The sequence below is a fragment of the Paenarthrobacter sp. NPDC091711 genome, from assembly GCF_044756605.1.
Lineage (GTDB): Bacteria > Actinomycetota > Actinomycetes > Actinomycetales > Micrococcaceae > Arthrobacter.
In genome coordinates this window covers 50,207-72,087 of the sequence record NZ_JBIVTF010000016.1, presented here as the reverse complement: position 1 = coordinate 72,087, position 21,881 = coordinate 50,207, and the positions used below count along the sequence as shown (strand labels likewise).

The 21,881-nt window shown below is 63.7% G+C and carries 16 protein-coding genes; 7 read left to right on the top strand and 9 right to left on the bottom strand.

The genetic code is table 11. The annotated features are described in order from the left end of the window. Window positions 1-182: 182 nt before the first annotated feature. Together ACIQH5_RS19155 and ACIQH5_RS19150 are read right to left on the bottom strand one after the other, a co-directional pair. The gene (locus tag ACIQH5_RS19155; RefSeq protein WP_400406518.1) at window positions 183-833 is read right to left on the bottom strand and encodes a hypothetical protein; all 651 of its coding nucleotides are present in this window, start codon (window positions 831-833) and stop codon (window positions 183-185) included. 85 nt (window positions 834-918) lie between these two features. Continuing rightward, window positions 919-1,554: a TetR/AcrR family transcriptional regulator gene (locus tag ACIQH5_RS19150; protein WP_400406516.1), complete on the bottom strand. Its 636-nt coding sequence runs from the start codon at window positions 1,552-1,554 to the stop codon at window positions 919-921. A gap of 82 nt (window positions 1,555-1,636) precedes the next feature. On the opposite strand from ACIQH5_RS19150, the gene ACIQH5_RS19145 reads away from it, so the two are divergent. The 3 genes from ACIQH5_RS19145 (at window position 1,637) to ACIQH5_RS19135 (ending at window position 4,958) form a co-directional block, all read left to right on the top strand. Beyond that, window positions 1,637-2,695 (top strand): agmatine/peptidylarginine deiminase, encoded by a 1,059-nt coding sequence (locus ACIQH5_RS19145; RefSeq protein WP_400406514.1) that lies wholly within the window; start codon window positions 1,637-1,639, stop codon window positions 2,693-2,695. After that, window positions 2,695-4,413 carry an amidase gene (locus ACIQH5_RS19140; protein WP_400406512.1) on the top strand — a complete coding sequence of 573 codons (1,719 nt, stop codon included), beginning with the start codon at window positions 2,695-2,697 and terminating at the stop codon, window positions 4,411-4,413. The genes ACIQH5_RS19145 and ACIQH5_RS19140 overlap by 1 nt, the downstream gene beginning before the upstream one ends. Window positions 4,414-4,616: 203 nt before the next feature. After that, the gene (locus ACIQH5_RS19135) at window positions 4,617-4,958 is read left to right on the top strand and encodes a hypothetical protein (RefSeq protein WP_400406510.1); all 342 of its coding nucleotides are present in this window, start codon (window positions 4,617-4,619) and stop codon (window positions 4,956-4,958) included. A gap of 215 nt (window positions 4,959-5,173) precedes the next feature. Here ACIQH5_RS19135 and ACIQH5_RS19130 read toward each other — a convergent pair whose 3' ends face one another. The 6 genes from ACIQH5_RS19130 to ACIQH5_RS19105 all read right to left on the bottom strand — a co-directional run bounded on the left by ACIQH5_RS19130 (window position 5,174) and on the right by ACIQH5_RS19105 (window position 12,000). Then, window positions 5,174-6,928, bottom strand: a complete 1,755-nt coding sequence (locus ACIQH5_RS19130; RefSeq protein ID WP_400406508.1) for a beta-galactosidase family protein — start codon at window positions 6,926-6,928, stop codon at window positions 5,174-5,176. Window positions 6,929-6,945: 17 nt separating this feature from the next. Next, on the bottom strand, window positions 6,946-7,644 hold the full coding sequence (locus tag ACIQH5_RS19125) for a DUF624 domain-containing protein (protein ID WP_400406506.1): 699 nt from the start codon (window positions 7,642-7,644) through the stop codon (window positions 6,946-6,948). A 5-nt stretch (window positions 7,645-7,649) separates the two neighbouring features. Further along, the gene (locus tag ACIQH5_RS19120; protein WP_400406504.1) at window positions 7,650-8,591 is read right to left on the bottom strand and encodes a carbohydrate ABC transporter permease; all 942 of its coding nucleotides are present in this window, start codon (window positions 8,589-8,591) and stop codon (window positions 7,650-7,652) included. After that, window positions 8,591-9,517, bottom strand: coding sequence for a carbohydrate ABC transporter permease (locus ACIQH5_RS19115; RefSeq protein WP_024818234.1), 927 nt, complete (start codon window positions 9,515-9,517; stop codon window positions 8,591-8,593). Before ACIQH5_RS19115 ends, ACIQH5_RS19120 begins: the two co-directional genes overlap by 1 nt. A 123-nt stretch (window positions 9,518-9,640) precedes the next feature. Continuing rightward, window positions 9,641-10,921 carry an ABC transporter substrate-binding protein gene (locus ACIQH5_RS19110; protein ID WP_400406501.1) on the bottom strand — a complete coding sequence of 427 codons (1,281 nt, stop codon included), beginning with the start codon at window positions 10,919-10,921 and terminating at the stop codon, window positions 9,641-9,643. Between the two features lie 65 nt (window positions 10,922-10,986). Beyond that, window positions 10,987-12,000, bottom strand: coding sequence for a hydroxyacid dehydrogenase (locus tag ACIQH5_RS19105; RefSeq protein WP_400406499.1), 1,014 nt, complete (start codon window positions 11,998-12,000; stop codon window positions 10,987-10,989). Between the two features lie 163 nt (window positions 12,001-12,163). On the opposite strand from ACIQH5_RS19105, the gene ACIQH5_RS19100 reads away from it, so the two are divergent. From ACIQH5_RS19100 to ACIQH5_RS19085, 4 genes are all read left to right on the top strand, one after another. Next, window positions 12,164-14,152 carry a heparinase gene (locus ACIQH5_RS19100; RefSeq protein WP_400406497.1) on the top strand — a complete coding sequence of 663 codons (1,989 nt, stop codon included), beginning with the start codon at window positions 12,164-12,166 and terminating at the stop codon, window positions 14,150-14,152. Then, a complete protein-coding gene (locus ACIQH5_RS19095; RefSeq protein ID WP_141280677.1) occupies window positions 14,145-15,293 on the top strand; it encodes a LacI family DNA-binding transcriptional regulator in 1,149 nt (382 codons plus the stop codon). The genes ACIQH5_RS19100 and ACIQH5_RS19095 overlap by 8 nt, the downstream gene beginning before the upstream one ends. Then, window positions 15,293-17,188, top strand: coding sequence for a DUF2264 domain-containing protein (locus ACIQH5_RS19090; protein ID WP_400406493.1), 1,896 nt, complete (start codon window positions 15,293-15,295; stop codon window positions 17,186-17,188). Before ACIQH5_RS19095 ends, ACIQH5_RS19090 begins: the two co-directional genes overlap by 1 nt. A gap of 83 nt (window positions 17,189-17,271) precedes the next feature. Beyond that, a complete protein-coding gene (locus tag ACIQH5_RS19085) occupies window positions 17,272-18,072 on the top strand; it encodes a GNAT family N-acetyltransferase (RefSeq protein ID WP_400406490.1) in 801 nt (266 codons plus the stop codon). Between the two features lie 190 nt (window positions 18,073-18,262). Here the strand turns inward: ACIQH5_RS19085 and ACIQH5_RS19080 are convergent, their stop codons facing one another. Continuing rightward, complete coding sequence (locus ACIQH5_RS19080; protein WP_400406487.1) at window positions 18,263-21,781, bottom strand: discoidin domain-containing protein; 3,519 nt, start codon at window positions 21,779-21,781, stop codon at window positions 18,263-18,265. Window positions 21,782-21,881: the final 100 nt, after the last annotated feature.

Sequence of the window (21,881 nt, the reverse complement as noted above, 5' to 3'; positions counted from 1 at the left end):
AAGTTAGACGGCTTGCTTGCCAGCCTACGCTGCAGCATCTGTGGTCAACAGATGCACCCGGCGTGCGCTCCTTCCCGGTTGCCCTTGTGTCATCGCGAAAATAACTCAGTGTTGGCGGTGACACGCCGTGGTTTACAGGCGGCGATGCGAGGAAACTGGGAAGGAGCGCGGTGAAGCAAAGGTCAGTTCCGAACCACCGAGGCCAGTTCTACCGGGTTCTCCAGGCCAGCCCACCGACCGTTAAGGATCAGGTCCCCGTGAAGCTCCGGGGCTGCAGCGGTATTGGCCGAAGCGTCCGCTGCCACATCCAGGACCCGGGTGACCTTCAGCCGGAGCTCGCCCGCATCAATGATGGTCACGCCGCTGCCGGATACCGGCGCCGAGGCGCTCAGGGCGGGAACGTCGCCGTCGAGCTTTCCGCTGCCTTTTACGGTGACCGTGCTGGGCCGGGGTCCCAGCTCTCCGTCCACAATGAGTTCGGCCTCTTGCTGGCCAGTGAGGATGGCGGTGGCCAGGGCCTTGACGTAGATGGGGTCGGCGCAGGCGTCGTACACCCAACGTTTGCCGAGGACTGAGTGGTCCATTGTTCCCACCAGCCACTCCTCGGCACCGGCCAGCTCGTAGCCGCGGTAGCTGAGGGGGACTTGGTAGACGCGTTCCCCGGCGGTCACAACGTGGGTCTCCAGGCCCACCTCGCCGGCGGGATCGTCAAAACGGTAGGCACCAATGAGCTCCGGGGAACCATCCTGGATGAACCAGGGCTGCTTCGGGAGGTAGTCAGCGATGAGTTCGAGTTTGGTCGGGGACAGGTTTGCCTTGTGAATGATCGCCATGCTCACCAGCCTAGGGCAGTGTGCGCGGGGCCATGTAAGACCGGGCCTGGTGCGCGGGTTTGGTGACAGCCTTACGCGCTCGGCCTTACGCGCTCGGCTTGGTGGCCAGGGAACCCCGGGCCGCGCCCACCATCCCCTCGACGGCGTGGGCCAGGTGCGTGCCGCGATCGTTGACGCCGTTCCAGCGCACCAAGGCCTGTGCGTTCAGTCCGTCCACCATGCCCAGGATCTGCCAGGCGACGGCGGCGGCATCGGAAACGTTGAATGCTCCGCTCGCGTTTCCGTCCTCCACTACTCCTTGGAAAACCTTCTGCCAGGCATCCATTTGTTCGCGGACGGAAGCGGCCAAGGCTTCGTTGCGGCGTCCCAGCGTCCAGGCTTCCACCCAGATTGCGGTGACGTCCAGCCTGCTGTTGTCCAGAAGCGTGTCCACCAGCAGGCTTAGGCGTTCTGAGGGCCCAGGTTGCTGGCTTAGCAAGCCGGCTACTTCCTGTGTTTCTGCCGCCACGATGGTGGCGAAGGTGCTTGAAACGAGCGTGTCCATAGTGGGCTGATAGTGCGCCACAAGACCGGAAGCGACTCCCACACGGGCGGCAACATTGCGCAGCGTGAGGGCTGAGAGGCCCGCCTCGAGTGCGATCTCGCGGGCGGCTTCGGTGATTTCTGCGGCGCGCTCTGCCGGTGACTTCCGGACTGCGCGCTTCTGTGGAGTGCTTGACATCAAGGACCAGTCTAGATTACGTTTTCAGCATTGTTGATCGTGCGATCAACAAGAGACTGCACTGAAGACGAAGGAGTCACCCATGGCTTGGAGAATGCCGGCCGAAACCGCACCGCATGAGCGCACCTGGATGGCGTTCCCCCGAACCGGCCTGACGCTTGGCGACGACGCCGCCTCGGCCGAAGAGGCCTACGCCGCCTGGACCGCCGTCGCCCACGCCGTGGCCGAGTTCGAGCCGGTCACCATGGTGGTGGACCCCAGCGAGCGCGAACGTGCTGCGCACATGCTGGGCGGCGGCATCGAGCAGGTTGAGGCGCCTTTGGATGAGTTCTGGATGCGCGACGTCGGACCAACCTTTGTGCTGGACCACGAACGTCCCGGCGTGCTTGGCGCAGTGGACTGGATCTTCAACGGCTGGGGTGCCCCGGCATGGTCTGAATGGCAGAAGAGCGCCGGAATGGGGCGCTTTGTCGCGGATAAGTCCGGTGCTGAACTGGTGAGCTCCCTTCTGGTGAATGAGGGTGGCGCCATCCACGTTGACGGCGAAGGAACCGTGATGGTCACCGAAACAGTCCAGCTGGATCCGGGCCGGAACCCCTACGCGGACAAGGCGGCAGTAGAGGCTGAACTGGCCCGCACCATCGGCGCCACCAAAGTCATCTGGGTACCCCGTGGCCTCACGCGCGACTACGAGGACCTGGGCACCAGGGGTCACATTGACATGGTGGCCACCATCCCCACACCTGGCCGTGTCCTGCTGCATTCCCAGACCAACCCGGAGCACCCGGACTTCGAGGTCAGCCGCTCGCTGCACGCCTTCCTTGAGACTCAGACTGACGCGGCGGGTAAACCGTTTGAGATTGTCCCGCTGCCCGCGCCGGAAACGCTGCGGGATGAAGACGGCTTTGTGGACTGGAGCTACGTCAACCACCTCGTGGTCAACGGCGGAGTCATCGCCTGTGGTTACGGCGAAGAACGCGCGGACTCGCTCGCGGCAGAAATCCTGGGTGAGGCCTACCCCGACCGCCGCGTTGTCACTATAGACGCGCGCCCCATCCTTGCCCGCGGCGGTGGTATCCACTGCATCACGCAGCAGCAGCCGCGTCTCGGCGGCGCACAGATCAACGGGGGAGCAGCGTAATGGCTCCTTTCGACGTGGTTGAGGCCTCCATTGCACAGCTGCGTGAGGCACTGGAAACAGGGGAGGTAACCAGCGAGCAGCTCACGCAGGCGTACCTTGATCGCATCGAGGCCTACGACAGTAACGGCATCACCCTCAACGCACTCGTGGTCATGAACCCCGATGCTTTGGCGGATGCACGGGCCTCTGATGCGCGCCGGGCTCAGGGCGAAGTGAGGGGCCCACTGGACGGCATCCCCTACACAGCCAAGGACAGCTACTTGGCCAAGGGGCTCACTGCCGCAGCCGGGTCTCCGGCCTTTGAGCATTTGGTGGCGCAGCGGGATGCCTTCACCATCGAGCGCCTCCGGGATGCCGGCGCGGTGCTGATCGGGCTGACCAACATGCCGCCCATGGCAAACGGCGGGATGCAGCGCGGTGTGTACGGCCGGGCCGAAAGCCCCTACAACGCTGACTTCCTGACTGCAGCGTTCGGTTCCGGTTCCTCCAACGGTTCCGGGACCGCGACGGCGGCAAGCTTCGCGGCCTTCGGCCTGGGTGAGGAGACCTGGTCAAGTGGCCGCGCACCGGCGTCGAACAATGCTTTGTGCGCCTACACGCCCTCGCGCGGCGTCATCTCGGTGCGCGGCAACTGGCCGCTGGTCCCCACCATGGACGTGGTGGTCCCGCACACCCGCACCATGGCGGACATGCTGGAGCTGCTGGACGTGATCGTGGCTGACGACTCCCAGACCCGCGGCGACTTCTGGCGTGTACAGCCATGGGTTCGGCTCCCCAAGTCGTCCGAGGTCCGGCCGGAGCGGTACCCGGCGCTGGCTCCGGAAACGCTCGACGACGGACGCGCGGCTTTGCAGGGTAAGCGCTTCGGTGTGCCGCGCATGTATGTCAACGCAGACCCGGATGCCGGGACCAGCGCTAAACCGGGCATCGGCGGCCCCACCGGGCAACGCATCGAGACGCGGGCTTCCGTGATCGATCTGTGGGAGGCCGCGAAGCGCGATCTCGAAGCCGCTGGTGCTGAGGTCGTCCTGGTGGATTTCCCGGTGGTCTCCAATTACGAAGGGGACCGCCCCGGCGCACCCACCATTGCCACCCGCGGCCTTGTCACCCCTGAATACCTCCAGCGCGAAATCATGGATCTTTCCTCCTGGGCCTGGGACGATTTCCTCCGTGCCAACGGCGATCCCGCGCTCAGCACCCTTGCGGACGTGGATGGCGCAAGGATTTTCCCGCACCCTGAGGGTGCCCTGCCGGACCGCTACGCCGGGTTCGACGACGACATTGCTGAGTACCCGGGACACGTTCGCGAGCACGGCTACAACCAGCTGACTGAGATCCCCGAGCTGGAAAACGGCGTGCGCGGGCTTGAGGAGACACGGCGCGTTGATCTGGAGGACTGGATGGACAGGTTCGGACTGGACGCGGTCCTGTTCCCGGCAGCGGCAGACGTGGGCCCTGCCGATATGGACGTCGATCCGGCCTCCGCTAACCTGGGCTGGCGTAACGGCGTATGGGTATCCAACGGAAACCTCGTCCCGCGCCACCTCGGCATCCCCACGGTCACTGTGCCGGTGGGAACCATGGCAGACATTGGCATGCCCGTGGGCCTCACCTTCGCTGGCCGGGCGTATGACGATACTGCTCTGTTGACGCTGGCCGCTGCCTTCGAAGCCACGGGGTCGCGCCGCACGTCTCCGCCCCGGACGCCGGCACTGTAACTTTGGCCGCCAGTAACTTTGGCTGCCCAGCGTTCCTGCCCGGTTACTTCCCCGCTGTCACCGAAATTATGCTCCGACACCGGCGGGTCGGCGTCGATTTGTGCCCGCCGGGGAGCGGTAACCGGGGAGGACCGCAGCCGCCGATGCGTGGCCGGACGCCTGCTCTGATTACAATCAAAGGGACGTCGACCACTGAGGGAATCATGAAGAAACTCACCACTGTCCTGATCGCTGCCGGGCTCATCGCCTCGGCATCCGCCTGTTCCGCCCAGCAGCAGCTGACCACCGCGGAAACCTGCGACCGCGTTGGCGTCGCCGCTGCAAGCATTCCCCAGAACGCTAGCAAGACAGCCACCAACCGCGTGGCCAACGCCATCCGGCCCATCGAAGTCGTTGCATCGGACGAAATGAAGCCGGTTGTCACGGCCATCCTGGAGTACATGGATGAGCAGTCCAAGGAAACCCCGGACGAGGCGAAGCTTGGCGAGCTCGGCCAGGCCTACCAGGAAGCCGGCACCAAGTACGGCGAGCTCTGCCGCGGCTAATGACGCCCGCGCGCTGAACACACAGACACGCTGAACACACAGAAGGGGACCGGTTGGATTACCGGTCCCCTTCTGCGTCCCCAACCCTCTCTCACATCCCAGCCCTTAATCCGTAACCCTCTATCACTTCCCTGAAGATAGTGAGAGATGGTCGGGTTCAAGCAGGTGGGATGTGAGAGACGGTCGGGTTCAAGCAGGTGGGATGTGAGAGAGGGTTACTTTTCGTCGGGGCCCAGGTCAGGCCCGACGACGAACCTCACTTCACGCGTCGCGCTTCCGTGAAGTTCCAGGATGGCGAGCTCGTTGGCGCCTTCGCGGATCAGGGGACCGGGCACATAGAGGGTGCGCTGCGGACCGCGACTCCAATATCTGCCAATGTTGAAGCCGTTGATGAAGACATTTCCCTTGGTCCAGCCGTCCAGGCGGAGGAACCGGTCGCCGGGGCCGTTGGCTTCGAAGGTGGCGAAGGAGAGGGAAGGACCGGCCACTCCAGCGTGCGCGGGGTCGCCGTTGGGAAAAGGCAGCGAGGCATCACGGAAGGCATCTAGGGACTTCAGGTCAACAGCGCCTATTTCCCAGTCCACTACCTCCACGCCGTTGAGCAACGCGGGCCCGATCAGCCCCTTGGCCTCGCCGATCCTCTGCCCGTAGTTCACTCTGCCTTGGTCCTCCAGAAGAACCTGCAGGCGGCCACCATGGGGGATGACTACAGTGCGCTCGCCCGCTTCCCGGCTCAGGACCCCCACAGGCACTCCGTCCAGGAAGAACTGTGCCCGGTCCCGGACCTCGGAGAAGGACAAGACTCCGCCGCCCTGCAGCAACACCTCGTAGAGGTAGAAGCCTCGGTATCGGCCAGTCACTTCAACAGGCGGAACCGGGCCGGGAACCAGCTGCGTAGCAGGCGGGACAGAGAGCAATGGAACGGACCCGGAGACGGACACCACGGAAGCCGTCAGCGAAGGCCGCGCGGCAGGCACCTCAGCAGGAACCGGGAAGTGCTTGGCAATGACGTCCCGGAAAGCAAAGTACTTGGCCGTGGGCTGCCCGTCTTCGGAGAGCGGCGCGTCGTAGTCGTAGGAGGTGATGGTGGGCTCGTAGATGCCTTTGTCGTTTGCTCCGTTGCTGAAGCCGAAGTTGGTGCCGCCGTGGAACATGTAGATGTTGACTGAAGCCCCCGCGGTCAGCAGCGCGTCCAGTTCGGCGGCGGAAGCAGCGGCGTCGGTGGTGTGATGGTGCGTTCCCCAGTTGTCGAACCAGCCGTTCCAGAACTCGGCGCACATCAGTGGGCCAGTGGGTTGCCGTTCCCGCAGGAAGGCAAGCCGCTCGTCGGCACGCGACCCAAAGGTCCCGGTCTTGTGCAGCTCAGGCAGTGAGCCGTCCTCGATCATGGTCCCGAACGGCTGATCGCAGGTGAACAGTGGAACATCCACCCCCAAGCGCTTGGTCAGGTCAACCAGGTGCTGCAGGTAGGCCTTGTCGCTGCCGTAAGCGCCGTATTCGTTCTCTATCTGGAACATGATCACGGGGCCGCCGTTGGAAATCTGGCGCGGTACCACCAAAGCCAGCACGGCCTCCATATAAGCAGAGACGGCGGCCAAGTAGCCGGGCTCGCTGCTGCGCACGCCCACGGTGGGGTCCGTGAACAGCCACGCAGGCAGTCCTCCGTTGTCCCACTCAGCGCAGATGTACGGACCAGGACGGACAATCGCCTTCATGCCCTCGGCCTCCACCAGATCAAGGAACCGCCCGAGATCCAGTCCGCCATCGGCAACAAACGAACCGGGAACAGGCGAGTGCTCGTTCCACGGCACGTACGTCTCAATGGTGTTCAAGCCCATGAGCCGTGCCTTGTGGATCCGGTCAGCCCACAGGTCCGGGTGAACCCGGAAGTAGTGGATGGCCCCGGAGAGGATCCGGAAAGGCCGATCGTTCAGGAGGAAGTCCTGATCTCCGATTTCGAACGTGTCCAAGAAAGGTCCTAACAGTTTTACGGGGTACGGAGCACGGCGTGGAAAGCGTACGAGGCGTTGCTCCAGATCACGAACAGCAGCGGGGCCGGGGCCAGTGCGATGCCCAGGACCGGTTGCAGCACGGCCGCGGAAACGATGATTCCCAGCAGGATCAGCATGGCCAGGCTGAGGTACCAGCGTTGAACGGCCAGGTACAACGAGGCTTTGAGGTCGCTTTTCAGCTTCGCTTCAGGCAGGAGTACGACGCCGGCAATCGCCGTGACGGAAAGGGTCACCGTCACGGCGGCTGCTACGACGATCAGCGGCACCAGAAGCGCTGCACCCGGAAGGGAGGCGGAGTTGTTCTGGATGACGGCAAGGTCCACGCCGAGGAACATGAGCATGGCCACCGCCCCCATGCCCAGCAGCGCGGCCTTGGCGAAACTGCGCTTGTATCCCCGAAGGAAGGCGGCAACCGGCTTGACCGCGCCGCCGTCGTCGTTCAATGCGCGGAAGGCGGCGAAGATGCCGGCGAGCGACGGCGCAATAGTGACCGAGAGCGCCAGGAAGAACGGCCAGGCGGCAGCGGGGTCGGCCACCAGCGAAAGGCTGAGGACCAAGGGGGCGTTGGCCGCTGCGAGCAGGACGTTCCCGGCCAGGAAAGTGTAGATGAACCCGAAAATGCTCCCGAAGGTCTCGAATCCTGGCCCGGCCCACCGCCGCGGTTTAGCGCTCACAATGCTCATCCTTTCATCCCGCTCGTCGCGATGCCCTGGATGAAGTAACGCTGGCCAATGAGGAAGATGATGAGAATAGGGATCACGGAGATGACCGAGCCGGTCATGATCATGGCGTACTCGGCGTCGAACTGGCCCACGAAGGAACGCAGACCCAACTGGACAGTCCAGAGGCGGTTGGACGTGAGGTAGATGAAAGGACCCATGTAGTCGTTCCACGTATTCACGAACGTGAGCAGGGCCAGGCTGGCCAGGGCCGGCTTGGACAGGGGCAGGATCACGCGGGCCCAAATGCCATACTCACTGAGGCCATCAATGCGGGCAGCTTCGCAGAGCTCGTCCGGAATGGTCATGTAGTACTGACGCATCAGGAACACACCAAACGCGCCGAAGGCCTGGAGCAGGATCAGGGCGTTGAAGCTGTTGGTCAGTCCAAGGTTCTGCATCATGATGTACTGCGGCACCATGTAGGCCTGCCACGGAACGGCGATGGTGCCGATGTAGGCAAGGAACAACACGTCGCGGCCCGGGAAACGGACCTTGGAGAAACCGTAGGCAGCCAGCGAGCCCGTCAGGACCTGGAGGCACGTGATGATCACTGCAAGGTAGAGCGAGTTCTGCAGGTATCCCATCATGGGAATGCGGGTCCAGATGTCCGTGTAGTTGCTCCACACGAATTCCTGCGGGATCCACTGGATGGGTACGGTGAGGACCTGGTTGTTCTCCTTCAGCGAGGAAGAGAGCATCCAGATGAATGGCACCATGAGCGCCACCACCAGGACCACCAGGACACCGTAGATGATGACGTTCGCGGTCCGTTTCTTCTGCTCGCGCGGGGAGCGCTTGCGGTCAGTACGACGGCGGTCTTCCGCGCTGGGCGCCGCTGACGGGGACGGGGCTGCGTCCGTTAAATGAGTGGCTTTGAGGTCTTCGGCCATGTTGGTCATCAGCGTTCCCTCCGCTGTTGGATCTTGAACTGCAGGACGGTGACCGTCAGCACGATGATGAACAGGACCAGCGAAATGGCCGAGGAGTAGCCGAACTTACCTTCGCCGATGCCTTCCTGGTAGATCAGCTGGGACAGCACCGTGGTGGACCGTCCGGGGCCACCGTTGGTCATGACCACAATGAGGTCGAACACCTTGAAACTGGAGACCGTCAGCATGACCACCACAAAGAACGTGGTGGGACGCAGGGACGGGATGGTGACGTTCCAGAAACGCTGCCAGGCGCTGGCTCCATCCACTTCGGCCGCTTCGTACAGCTCCGTGGGGATCGCCTGCAGACCGGCCAAGTAAAGGACCATGTAGTAGCCCATGTCGCGCCACACACTGGTGATGATCACTGCAGGCATGGCCCAGTCGGAGCTGGAGGTCCAGCCGGGAGGGTTGGCGATGCCGATAGCGCCGAGGAACTGGTTGATGGGGCCGCTGTCCGGGCTGAACAGCATGTTCCAGACCACCGCGACAGCCACCAAAGAGGTGATGTACGGGAAGAAGATGGCAACCCGGAAGAAGCCGATGCCCTTGAGCTTACGGTTCAGCAGCATGGCCAGGAGCAGTGCCAGGGCCATGGTCAGCGGGACGTGGCCCAAGGCGTAAACAACAGTGTTCCGCAGGGCGATCCAGAAGGAGTCCGAAGCGAACATGCGCTCAAAGTTGGCCAGGCCAATCCATTTGGGGGCGCTGAACGAGGTCCATTCCATGAAGGAGAGCGCGAAAGCGGCCACGACTGGAATGAGGGTGAAGGCCAGGAAGCCAAGGAAGTTCGGAAGGATGAACGTCCAGCCAATCAGCGTGTTACGCCTGGCTTGCTTCCTGTTGCCGCGGCTCTGCACTGGGGCAGGCGCCTGGGGGATTGTTTCTGTAGTCATGATGACCGCTCCCGGGGCGGGGGCGTTCCTCCATTTCAGGATCCGGAGAGTTCAGATCCGGTTCCGGTGCTGCGACTCAGGGACGCAGCACCGGGACCGGGGAGAGTTGCTTGCTTGGCTGTGTTACTTGCCCAGCACTTCGCTCGTGACGCGCTTGCCCATCTCGGCGATGCCATCGCTGACAGAGCGCTCGCCCACCATGATGAGGTCGTGCTCCTGGTTGAGGATCTTGTCCGTTGCGGCTGACTTGTCGCTGACGGGCATTTCCAGCTCGGTGGTGTCCGGCGTGAAGGCCTTCTTGGACAGTTCGTCCGTGGGCATGCCATCGAGCTTGAAGTACTCAGCGGTGATGGAATCGTTCTGCAGGGCAGGGACCACGCCGATCTTGGAGATCGCCTTGGCGCCTTCTTCACCGGCAGCCCACTCGATGAACTTCTTGGCCTCATCGGAGTGCGTTGCGTTCTTGTTCACGGCGAAGGCCGTGGGCGAACCGAACGTGGTGACCTTGCCGTCGTCGTTCTTCTGCGGCATTGGAGCCAAGCCCCAGTCGACGTTGGTCTTCCCGTCCTTCTTGGCCTGGAGTATGCCGGCGATGTACCAGGTACCCATGGGCATCATGGCTGCCTGGCCGGACTCGAACATGGTGCGGTAGCTGGTCTTCTGGCTCTTGGCGGTGCCGAAGTCCAAGGTGGCGCCGGACTTCTGCAGGTCCAGTGCGGTGTTGTACTGGTCCTCCATGAAGCCGTAGTCGCCGCTGTTCTGGTCAGCACCGTTCTGGGCTGCTGCGATGGCCTGGACCGTTGAACGCCAGATGTGGTGGTAGGTGCCGTAGGTCTTCTTGCCGCCGGCCTCGGTGGAGAGCTTCTTAGCGATCTCGGTGTACTTCTCCCACGTCAGGTCCTTGGGATCTTCAATTCCGGCAGCCTTGAACAGGTCCTTGTTGTAATACAGGAGCCAAAAGTCCTGGCGGTAGGGGGCTGCGAAGTACTTGCCGTCAATGTTGAAGGCGTCCGTGCCGGCAAGGTTGTCTTTACCCAGCTTGTCCACCACGCTGTTGATCTCCTGGAGCTGGCCATTGTTGGCGTAACGGGAGTAGTCGATCACGTTCTTCATGGTCAGCACGTCCGTGGTGTCGCCGCCGGCAAGCATGGTGGTGACCTTCTGGGGGTAGTCATCAGCGAGGATGTCCACGGGTTCAATGTCCACGGTGGGGTTGGCGGCCTCGTAGCTGTCAAAGAGGGCCTTGAACTCCGGGGTGCCCTCGTAGTTCCACACCGAGACGGTCAGCCGGGTCTTACCTTCGGCCGCCTGCGGTTCGGCGGGACCGGCAGCGCCGGCACAGCCGGTGAGTCCGAGCCCTGCAGTCACCGCAAGGGCGATTGCGGCGAGGGTTGTGCGCTTCATTGCGTTCTCCTTAGTGGGTTTTCTTAAGTCTGCCGCGGCTGCGGCTTGGTGTTCTTTTGGGGGATCTAGGCGCTGAGACCGAGGTCCGCATGGACCACCTGGGCCAGGAGGTCCTTGCCTGCGAGGTACCGCTCCAGGTCATCCAGTGCGGCATCGGACATCCGACGGGTTTCGGTCCCGAGCGAACCAGCGATGTGCGGGGTGATGATGACGTTGGGGAGGTTGTACAGGGCGGATTCCGCGGGCAGCGGCTCGGGTTCGGTGACATCCAACAGGGCTGTGATCCGTCCGGTGGCGCACTCTTTTACGAGGGCTTCGGTGTCAACGAGTGAACCGCGGGCGGTGTTGATGAGCGTGGCATGGTCCTTCATGGACTGCAGCTCGGCGGTGCTGATCATGTTCCGGGTTTCTGGCAGGGCAGGTGCGTGAATGGTGACGACGTCGGACACTGGCAGGAGCTCTTCGAGCGTGACCAGCTTGCCGCCCAGGGCCGCAACTTCAAGAGGGTCGGCATGGGGATCGCTCACCAGGCAGGTGACATCCTGGAGTTGCTGAACCAGCTGGACCACCCGGCGGCCGATGCGGGAGAACCCGATGACGCCGATGACCCGTCCGATGTTGCCCAGCTCGCCCCGGTTAGCTATGTAGCTCCAGTCATCCCTGGATACGCGGGCGTCGTTGGCCAACACATGGGCCTTCTTGCCGGCCAGGACTATTGAAGCGAACGTGAACTCGGCTACCGGGATCGCATTGGCGTCGGCGCCGTTGGTGACGGTGATGCCGCGATCCCAGAGTTCCTCGCTGACGAAGCTGCGCACTGTTCCTGCACAGTGGAAAACTGCCCGGAGTTTGGGCATGCGCTCCAAACGCTCGGCGTTGAGCTGCGGAACTCCCCAGCTGGTGAGGAGGATTTCCACCTCTTCCAAACGGCCCGTCAGCTCCGGGGCGTCCAAGGAATCCGTCCACGGCTGATCACCGAGATCCACCATTCCCGCCAGCCGCTCCAGTCGTGTGGAATCGAACTGGTCAGCAAAGGTTCCGCTATTCATGACCAGCAGTGCCTGGGGCTTGAGCGACATTGAGGGGATCCTCCTTTCGAAACTAACAGCGGTCTGTTCGACCGTGATTTATGTGTTGCATCACATCTAATAATCAGTACATACTCATAAACAAGACAGTTCATTCAACTCAATCGCGCTTGATCTGAAACGTTCAAACTCGAACAAATGGGAGAAAATTCCTATGGCAACCGGCACCGCCGCCGTTCAAGCGCCACCCCTCCTGAGTGCATGGGGTTCCAGCGCCGACGCCTCCTCCTTGATGGATTCACTCCGCGGCGCCCGTGATCGCCTCACTATTCGCCCAGCGTCTCGTCCAGCGTCCGACGCCGGATGGCAGCCCGCTGCTGCCCGCCCCCTTTCGGAGCTACGCGCCCAAGCGGAAGCGGAGAAGGGAACCCTGTGGCCACAACCCTTGGTATCCCACTACGCGCGCTACTTCCGCGACGGCAACCGCACTGCCTACGAGGGACTCGTGGCGAGCCGACAGCAGCGGCTGACACGCGCCGTCGTGATGGCCGCCTTGGGTGGACCCGCTGGTGACGGCTGGCTCGACGAAGTGATTGATGGCGCGTACCTCCTGTGTGAGCAAAGCTCGTGGAGTTGGGCAGCGCACGACGACGTGTTCACCCGCAGCCGCCACGTGGTCCCGGATCGTTCCCGGCCGTACCTGGATCTCGGCGCAGGTGAGGTGGTGGCGCAGCTCGCATGGCTGGACCTGGTGCTTGGTGACGCGCTTGATGGGCGTGCACCCGGCCTGCGCGGGCGGATCCGTGCGGAAGCGAACCAACGCGTGATCCGGCCATTCCTGGACCGACTCGACTGGCACTGGCTGGGCCTCGACGGGGACGTCCACAACTGGAACCCATGGATCCACTCCAACATCATCGTGGCTGCGCTGCTGCTGGTTGAGGAACCTCAGTTGCAGGCGGAGGTTGTCGCCCGGTGCATCGAGGGCTTGGACCGTTTCCTGGCTTCCATCCCGGCCGACGGTGCAATCGACGAGGGCTTCGCCTATTGGTGGAACGGCGCCGGTCGGGCGCTGGAAGGCCTGGCCCTGTTGGAGGAAGCAAGCGGCGGTGTGCTGAATCCTGACCTGCCCGTGATCCGAGCCCTGGTGGCCTTCCCACACCGCATGCACCTGGGCCACCGGTGGTTCCTGAACGTCGCCGACGGCCCCGCCCGCGCCCACAAAGGACTGCCGTGGGGAATGCTGCACCGTTGGGCCGTCCGGCTGGGGGACTCTGAGGCGGCAGCGCATGCCGCAACCTTTGCCGCCGTCGAGCCTGAACCCAACGCCGCCGCCGGGCTGGGCCGCGTCCTCACCCAGCTCACCTCCCACGCCTTCCGCACCTCCCGCACCCAACTGCTACCCAGTTGGGGGACGTACCTGCCGTCGGTCCAGATCATGGTGGCGCGGCAAACCCCGGGTTCATCGGACGGGCTCACGCTCGCGGCCAAGGGCGGGCACAACGGCGAGCACCACAACCACCGCGACGTCGGTTCCGTGGTTGTTGCCGTGGATGGTGTGCCGCTGCTGGTCGACGCCGGCCAGCCAACTTACACCGCTCAAACGTTCGGACCTGATCGCTACCAGATTCGGGCCATGCAGAGTGCCTGGCACAGCGTGCCCGCGCCGTTCGGGCTGCAACAGGGAACTGGTGCGGAATTCGCGGCGACTGTTCTCCAGGAACCCACCCCGGAGGAGCCCACCCTGGCGTTGGGTCTCGGGGCCGCCTACGGTCTGGGCCACGCCGAGCAATGGATCCGAACCTCCCTGATGAACCGGGAGCAGGGATCCGTGGTGATTGACGATCGATGGAACCTGCCAGCACACCAAACGGACGGAACGCCCCGGACTGACGGAACGCCCCCGCCGGACGGAACGCACGACGTCGACATCACCTACCTGGTTGCCGGCACCGTCAGCGTCGGTACAGACGCGACGGCCACCATCACGCCCGAGGGGATTCCGGCTGCGGAAACCACCAAGGGACTTCATCTTCGCTGGAAGCCGGCCACCGCCGTCGTGCTCGTTGACGAATGGCACCTCGACGATCCGCTCCTCAGCGATATCTGGGGCGAAAAGCTCACCAGGCTCCGTTTCCGAATGCCCGCAGACACCCGCGCTTCCGGCGCGTTCACCCTCACAGTGGAGGCAACACATGACTAACGAATCAAGCCCGGAACCCGGGAAGTCGTTGTTTTCGCTGCAACGCCGTGAGCGGCTCATGGAGGAACTGCGTGCGCATGGTGCCATTACCGTGCGCGACATTGCCGCGAAACTGGGCGTCAGCGAGCTGACCATCCGCCGCGACGTGAACACGCTCGCCGACGAAGGCCTGGTGTCACGTGTTCACGGCGGCGCCACGTTGCCCAGCCCGCTGGATCGATCGGCGGCTGTGGGGAGGCCGTCGGCGCACAGCTATTCGATCGGCATGGTGGTTCCGTCGCTGGATTATTACTGGCCGCAGGTGATTTCCGGGGCGCGTGGGGAGGCCGAGGTGCAGAATCTCCGTATCCTGGTCCGAGGTTCCGCCTATGACGCTGCCGATAACCGCCGCCAGGTCCAGGCTCTCTTGGATACGCAGAACATTGACGGCCTGATTGTGGCCCCGGATATGGGTGGAGAGCACGGCAAGGAACTTCTCCGCTGGCTGAACGCCCTGCCCATTCCGGTGATCATGGCAGAGCGTCGGGCGCCGTCCGAGATCCCGTCCCACCGGCTGGAGTGGGTGGCCACGGATCATTCCTTCGGTGCGGGGATGGCCGTGCGGCACTTGTGGCAGGAGGGACACCGGATGATCGGCTGCCTCACTGATTCCACGAGCCCCACCAGTCCCCACGTGGTCCGCGGTTGGAAGCAGGCCCTTGCTGCCCTGAAGATTCCGCTGGAGAAGTCCATCCATGAGGACTCGGCAAAACTGGACAACGGTGACCGGGCCAAGCACTTTGATCGGGTCCTGGAGCTCTGCCGTTCATCAGGGACCACGGCCATGCTGGTGCACTCCGATACCCAGGCCGTGGCGTTCGTGCAGCACTGCGTGGACCGCGGGGTAGATGTTCCCGGAAGCATGGCGATCGTTGGATACGACGATGAAGTGGCCTACCTCGCCGAACCCGCAATCTCGGCGGTTCGGCCTCCCAAAAGCTACGTCGGCAAGGTAGCGGTGCAGCTGATGGCTGCCCGCTTGGCCGAAGGAAGGATGCGCCCTGTGCATCGTATTGACCTGAACCCCGAGCTGATTGTGCGCGATTCGTCGTTGGGCGCGCCGCGAGGGCTCGCAGGAGTTGCGCTGGAGGACTCGCTCTGATGCTGTTGCCGCCCCTGGACCACAAGCTTTCCCCATTCACCGGCCTGACCCGTGAGCACTGGTGCGGATATGCGGATCACCTCCTGCGCTCCGCCCACCGCTACGCCACTGACGATCACGCCAACATCCACCTGCCCGGAGCCAACAGCCGGTACGGCCCGCGAAGCGACTCACTGGAGGCCTTCGCCCGGACGTTCCTGCTGGCCTCGTTCCGGATTGCCGGCGATCCGGTCAACACCGGGTGGATCGCCGAGTGGTACGCCGCTGGCCTCGACGCCGGGACCAACCCCACCAACCCTGACCGGTGGCCGACGCCAGGTGAGCTGGGGCAGGCGAAGGTTGAGGCGGCGTCGTTGGCTGTTGGCCTGGCGTTGACCCGCGATGTGCTGTGGGACAAGCTACCGGAGCGCGTCCAGGAGCAGCTCATTGCCTGGTTCGAGACGGTGATCGGCGAGGAGTACCCGCCCATCAACTGGGTGTGGTTCCAGATTGTGGTGGAGACGTTCCTGGCATCCGTTGGCGGCCGATACTCGGACGAGGACATCGACGCCGGACTCGCCATCCACGATTCGCTGTACCGGGGCGGTGGCTGGTTCGCTGACGGGCCAGAACGCGCGTACGACCACTACGTTGGCTGGGCGTTCCAGGTGTATCCGCAGCTCTGGGCGCTTATGGCACCCAACGATCCCCGCGTTGCCGCCCGGAAGAAGCTAGACGGCGATCGGCTGGCTGACTTCCTGGACGACGCCGCGTTCCTCGTCGGCGCGAACGGAGCTCCGCTGATCCAAGGCCGGAGCTTGATCTACCGGTTCGCGGCCGCGGCACCATTCTGGGTGGGGGAGTTGTCCGGGCACACGCGTTTGGCGCCGGGAATGGCACGCCGGGCAGCGTCCGGGATGCTCCACTACTTTGCCCGGCACGGGGCAATCACCGAGGACGGGCTCCTGTCCATCGGCTGGCACGGAGAATTTGCCGGCATGAAGCAGGCCTACTCCGGTGCGGGCTCGCCCTACTGGGCAGCGAAGGGCATGCTGGGGTTGGCCTTGCCGGCGGATCACGCGGCGTGGACCTCCGTTGAGGCTCCTTTGCCCGTGGAGGTTGCCGACACTCAGCGACTGATCGTGGCGCCAGGCTGGCAGGTGGATGGGACTCGTGCCGACGGTGTGGTCCGGATCCGGAACCACGCCACGGATCACGCTGTTGTTGGCGCTGTGGTGGCTGACTCGCCCTTGTACGCGCGGCTCGGGTACTCGACGCACACGTTCCCGGACCTGGCACCTGAGTCCGTGGACAACGCGGTGGCGTTCGTCGATCCCTCTGGCCGGCTGACGCATCGGACGGGTTTTGAGCACCTCGGTTCGTTCTCCGACGGCGGCTTCCAGGTGGCGGCGTCCCGGTTCACGGCACACTGGATCGAACCCGATCCCCACGCTGGCCCCGATCACGGCAGCGGGGTGGCCGGCACCGCAACGCCTGGCCCTTCGGTGACGGTGGTTTCTGTGACGCGGGGTGCCGTTGAGTTGAGGTTGGTGCGCGTTTCGGGTGCTGAGGCTTCTGCGCCCTCTCTAAGGATTGGCGGTTGGCCGGTGGACGCTGCCTCCTCCATGGTCAGCTCGGTGCTTCCCGTGCCGGGATTCGGTGTGGCTCTGGACTCGTCCGGAACATACGCCCGCCCCGGCACCCACCCGATGGGCTCGGAGCTCACCATTCCATGGGTGGGAACCTCGGGCACCGCGCACGACGGCGACTACGCCGCCGTCGTGATCCTCGCCGGTGCGGGAGGTGCTTCGCCGCAGGCGGGTGTCTCGTTTGTTGCCGGGGAAGGGGATGGCCTCTTCGAATTCCCTGATGGCGCCCGCATCTCTGCCGGTCTCCTCGCCCATTTCGATGCGTAGCTGCTGAACGTGCCGGGCGCTCGGCACTGTGCGCAGGGAACCATCGAATCGGGCGCCAAGCCAGGCTGCAGTAGGCTCGCGGAATGAGCCACAGCGAAGACCGCGCACGTTTCCTTGCAGCCTACGACGCCAACCTGCGCACCGACGCTGAGACACCGAGTGCCCTCAAGGTGACCCGGCACGGGCCCCTGCGCTGGGTGACTTTCATGAAGGGCCGCGGCTTCGTCACGTACCAGGACCTCGGTGGTGCGGATGCGGACACCATCACGCGGCTCGTGGCTGATTCAGTGGCTTACTACCGTGCTGAACCTGACATCACCAGGGTGGAGTGGAAATCCCGCGGGCATGACCACGCCCCGGGTTTGCACGAGGCTCTCATCCACAACGGATTCACCCAGGACGACCCTGAATCGATCATGATCGGCGAGGCCCGGGCTTTGAGTACAACTGCGTCACTTCCCGACGGCGTGACCCTCCGGCAGGTGACGGACGAAGCCGACGTGCGGGCCATGAGCGCCATGCAGGACGAGGTCTTCGGCGAACCGGTCTCAGATGAGATGGCTGATGCCCTGCTTCGCAGACTCTCCCTCGATGACGGCATGCAGCTCTGGGTGGCCGAGGCTGAAGGTCAGATTGTCAGCGCAGGCCGCTTGGAGCCAGTTCCCGGTACGGACTTCGCCGGTATCTGGGGTGGTGCCACGAGGGAGGAATGGCGCGGCCGGGGGATTTACCGGGCTTTGACAGCCCGTCGCGCACAGGCCGCACTTGAGATGGGAAAGACCCTCATCCACAGTGACTCCACCGAATTCTCGCGGCCCATCCTGGAACGCTCCGGCCTGCTCAAGGTCTCCACCACAACGCCGTACCGCTGGGTGCGTGGCTGAGCAGCAACGGATCAAAAACGGTGAGCAACTGACTCCTTATTCGCATTGAAGGCCATAAATGCGGATAGGGCTTCTGTTACTCATCGCATAAGGCCATAAATGCGGATAGGGCTTCTGTTACTCATCGCATCAAGCCGCTCGGGCCCCTCCCGCGCTCAGCAGGAGGAGACCCGAACCGGTTGCTGAGGAGTTATTTCCCAGCCGCGAAGCTGCTCACGCACTGTCCTTGGTTCTTGAAGACGGGCGATGGGCTCGTCGTCCAGCCATCGTTCTTGCACGCTTCCTTGCCCGTGGACACTGTCACGCGGTAGACCTTCGTGGTGCCGTCCGGCGCTGTCACGGTGACTACCGCCGTCGGGTTCTCAACGGTGGGCTGCTGGACCGTCACCTTGGCGTTAGTGTCCAGCGGGTAGCCGACGACGGCGGGAGTCGCCGTTGCGGTCAGCGCCCGGTAGTCGGTGCTCGCCGGGTCGAAGCCCACTACCGAGGCCTGGTTGACGAGGAGCCGGCCGAGGTCGGCAAGCCCGGCGTCGGCCAGGCGGGAACCAGCGATGGCAACCTCCGCGATCTTGGTGTACGACGCCGTGGTCACGAACGAAACCCTGATCCCACGGGTGGTGACGGGATCGAAACGGACGGTGGTCGGTGAAGAGATGGAGAGTCCCGTAATGGTTCCCGCGGAGGTGTCCTTCCATGTTCCGGAGGCGTCCTGGTACTGGACTCTCAGGCTTGCCGCAGCCTTTTCCGCGGACGTGACGGTCACGGAGGAAACGGTGTAGTCGCGGCTGAAGGCGTAGCTCAGGCTGTCACCGGCACGGCCGCCGCTTACCCAGTTGGACCAGCGCGTGGAGGCGTTGGCATCGCAGGTGTTCTTGGCGATGTAGGAGCCCTCGGTGTAGCTTGCGGTGGCCGTGGTGGTGGGGTCGTCCTTGCAGATGTTGGCTACGGGAACGCGGTCCACCACAATGATGGTCAGCGTGGCCGGGAGGCCGTTGGCGGTTCCGGGCACAGTGACGGTTCCCGGGGTGTGCAGAGCTGATTCTTCCACTGCGGACCAGTCCCACGTGACGGCCAGTGGGTTCCGGGCGGGACCATCGGCGATCTGTCCGGGAACGCTGGCCGGAGCCAAGGCCTGTAGGGAAGCCACCGATGATCCGGTTCCAACGGTCACGGAAACAGGGTCCGTGGCGATGTAGGAGCCCACCGTGACTGTGAGCACGGCTTCGAAGGTTTGACCGTACGGGTCAACCCCTGAACCGTAGACCGTTACTTTGCCGGCTTTCTGCCATGAGGAAGGATCCACCGGTGCCCAGGTGACGGCCAACTGCTTGCCGGGGCCTGCCTCGTAAACAGGCGTGACCGTGGCTGGCAGGACTGGCGCTGTCCCTACGGGGGTGCTCAGCTCACCAGGGGAAACACCCAGGAGCTTGAGATCTGCAATGTCCGTGAAGGCCCATGCCTGGTGTGGATTGGCCAGGGCTGTCGCAGTGGTGCCGGTTGAGGATGCCAAGGCCACGGACGTACCCGCCGCTGTCTGGTTGCCCGAAACCTGCAGGGCAATCGCGGCGCCAGCGTTCACCAGGGACCACTGTTTGCCGTTCTCCGTGGTCACTATCCACTGTGCAGAAGGAGTGGTCTTGGCCTGTTCCAACGTCAGTGTAGACAGTGAAGCCGCACCGCTCTGGCTGCCGTTCAGCACCCCACCGTTGCCCGTGAGCACCTTGCCGTCCTTGTTCGTCAGAACCCAGCGACGATCGTTCGCGAACTCATCTTCCGTAGACACGGCGTTGAACGTCCACATTTGCGGAGCCACACCAGCGGCGTCGGTGCCCAAATCCTCAATTGAGGCCGTGCCGTTAGCTCGCGCCGTCAGGTACTTGCCGCTCGCTTCACCGCTGAGGTGGTAGCTGTGGCCGTCCTGCACAGGCGCGGCGTCCTCCGAAACTCCACTGACGCCGTCGACGACGAATGTCACCACTGATGCGGCAGGAACCTCCAGCGTGGCGGACTTGGCTGTTGCATCCACTGCCACCGGCGCACCCTTGACGAGCGCGTTCTTCTCGATGTCATCCAGCGGCGACTTGGTGGTCACCACGGGAGTGACCTTGGCGCCGGGTGCGATTTCGGCGAACCGGCTGAGATCGATGGTGACCTTTTCCGGCGTCGGGGTGTCATTGAAGTGGACCAACGTGGCACCGTTGCCGTCTGCGCGGAGGGCGCTGGCGGTCTTGGCGTTGTCATTCTGGATGAGGAAGTCGCCGGGACGGATGTAATGGGTGAAGTTGCGGGTGGTGTTGTACTTCTGGTTGGTCAGGACCTTGCACTTGGCTTGTTCCTGGGATGCGCCGTCGTTGATGCGGCGGTTGGACAAGCCTTCGCGGCCCTCGTAGTTGCAGTCGAAGTCCACGTAGATGGAGCCCCAGCCTTTGTCGGCTTTCTCCTGCTTGTACGTGTCCTCCACAGGCTGCCAGAAGACCCATGCGTCCGGTTCGAGCTCGCGGAGATCGTTGACCATGCGCCCCGCGATCCCCAAACCGTTGGTGATGTTGGAGCGGTCCCAGCCGCTGGTGGAGTCGCCGAGCGCTGGGTTGCCCGTCCAGAAGCCCCCAACCTCGCTCATCCACAAGGGCTTGTCCGTGGAGTTGGCAAGGTCGCGGACCCTGCGGCGATCATTGGTGCCGTAGGTGTGGACGTTGAGCTGGGCTACCGCATCTTTTGCCTCCTGGCTGTAGCCGTTCCAGTTGGTCATGAATTTGCTGGGATCCGTCTCGTCCATCGCGGAGATGACGGCGTCCGTGCTGCCCTTTTCCAGTTCTGCGGCCAGCAGCTTGGTCACGCGGTCCTGGGCAGCCGGGTAGATCAGGGCGCCCTCCTGCTTCTGCGTGTACGAGGTAGGTGGTTTGCCGGTGGCGGCGTCAATGTCCGTACCCCAGTAGCCCGAGTTCGGCTCGTTGAACGGATCGATGGTGTCCACCGTGATGCCGCTTGCCTTTTCAAGGAGCTCGACGGCGTTCCTCATGTAAGCGGCGAACTTGGCTTCCGCTTCGGGGAGCAGGTTTTCTCCCTTGGCGGTGTTCACCTGCCCCGAAACGTAGCCGCTCTTGGTCATGAACCAAGGCGGGGAGTTGCTGAAGGCTTCCCAGTGGGTGATTTGCTGGTCTGCGGCGAGGCGCTCCACCCACCAGCGCTGGTTTTGATCGGCGTCGGGGTTGTAGGACGCGGGGTCGTCCGGGTTCCAGGCATTGAGGAAGGCGAGCTTGTTGGCTTGGGTCTTATCCACGGAGCCATCCGGGTTGTAAAGGTTCGACGCCGGCTGGCCGGGTTGCGCTTCAGTGACCGGCTTCCACCATCCCTCCACAGCGCTGCCGTCATTGAGGTAGTCCTTGACGTCCGAGGCGTTGCCGCCGCCCACGTTGTAGCGGGCGATGTTGAGGTTCAGCCCATTTTCGCCGAAGACCTTCTGGTACAACTCCTCACGCAGCTCGGGGGAGTATCCCGCCGTCGCATTCGCGAACCACACCAGGCTGGTTCCCCATCCCTCGAACGCTTCGCCACGGCTGGCGGGGTTCGGGGTGATGGTGACCGCCGTTGCATCGGCTGCGTGGGCTTGCGGAGTGGTGGCCGGCATGAGTGCCAAGCTGGTGGCAGCAGTCACAGCTGCTGCCAGGACGGCCACTGGCCTTCGGATTCTTCGAGCGGTAAACGCCATGGGTGAACCTCATCGTCGGGGTTGTTGTGGGTGCGGTGTCCGGCTTCGGGAAAGGCCAGGCACAAGCGACCCTACGAGGCGTCCGGGACAGCAACAAGGG

Coding starts and splice junctions, on each gene's coding strand:
- ACIQH5_RS19155 (WP_400406518.1), bottom strand. CDS start 833: ATGGCGATCATTCACAAGGCAAACCTGTCCCCGACCAAACTCGAACTC.
- ACIQH5_RS19150 (WP_400406516.1), bottom strand. CDS start 1,554: ATGTCAAGCACTCCACAGAAGCGCGCAGTCCGGAAGTCACCGGCAGAG.
- ACIQH5_RS19145 (WP_400406514.1), top strand. CDS start 1,637: ATGGCTTGGAGAATGCCGGCCGAAACCGCACCGCATGAGCGCACCTGG.
- ACIQH5_RS19140 (WP_400406512.1), top strand. CDS start 2,695: ATGGCTCCTTTCGACGTGGTTGAGGCCTCCATTGCACAGCTGCGTGAG.
- ACIQH5_RS19135 (WP_400406510.1), top strand. CDS start 4,617: ATGAAGAAACTCACCACTGTCCTGATCGCTGCCGGGCTCATCGCCTCG.
- ACIQH5_RS19120 (WP_400406504.1), bottom strand. CDS start 8,591: ATGACCAACATGGCCGAAGACCTCAAAGCCACTCATTTAACGGACGCA.
- ACIQH5_RS19115 (WP_024818234.1), bottom strand. CDS start 9,517: ATGACTACAGAAACAATCCCCCAGGCGCCTGCCCCAGTGCAGAGCCGC.
- ACIQH5_RS19110 (WP_400406501.1), bottom strand. CDS start 10,921: ATGAAGCGCACAACCCTCGCCGCAATCGCCCTTGCGGTGACTGCAGGG.
- ACIQH5_RS19105 (WP_400406499.1), bottom strand. CDS start 12,000: ATGTCGCTCAAGCCCCAGGCACTGCTGGTCATGAATAGCGGAACCTTT.
- ACIQH5_RS19100 (WP_400406497.1), top strand. CDS start 12,164: ATGGCAACCGGCACCGCCGCCGTTCAAGCGCCACCCCTCCTGAGTGCA.
- ACIQH5_RS19095 (WP_141280677.1), top strand. CDS start 14,145: ATGACTAACGAATCAAGCCCGGAACCCGGGAAGTCGTTGTTTTCGCTG.
- ACIQH5_RS19090 (WP_400406493.1), top strand. CDS start 15,293: ATGCTGTTGCCGCCCCTGGACCACAAGCTTTCCCCATTCACCGGCCTG.
- ACIQH5_RS19085 (WP_400406490.1), top strand. CDS start 17,272: ATGAGCCACAGCGAAGACCGCGCACGTTTCCTTGCAGCCTACGACGCC.
- ACIQH5_RS19080 (WP_400406487.1), bottom strand. CDS start 21,781: ATGGCGTTTACCGCTCGAAGAATCCGAAGGCCAGTGGCCGTCCTGGCA.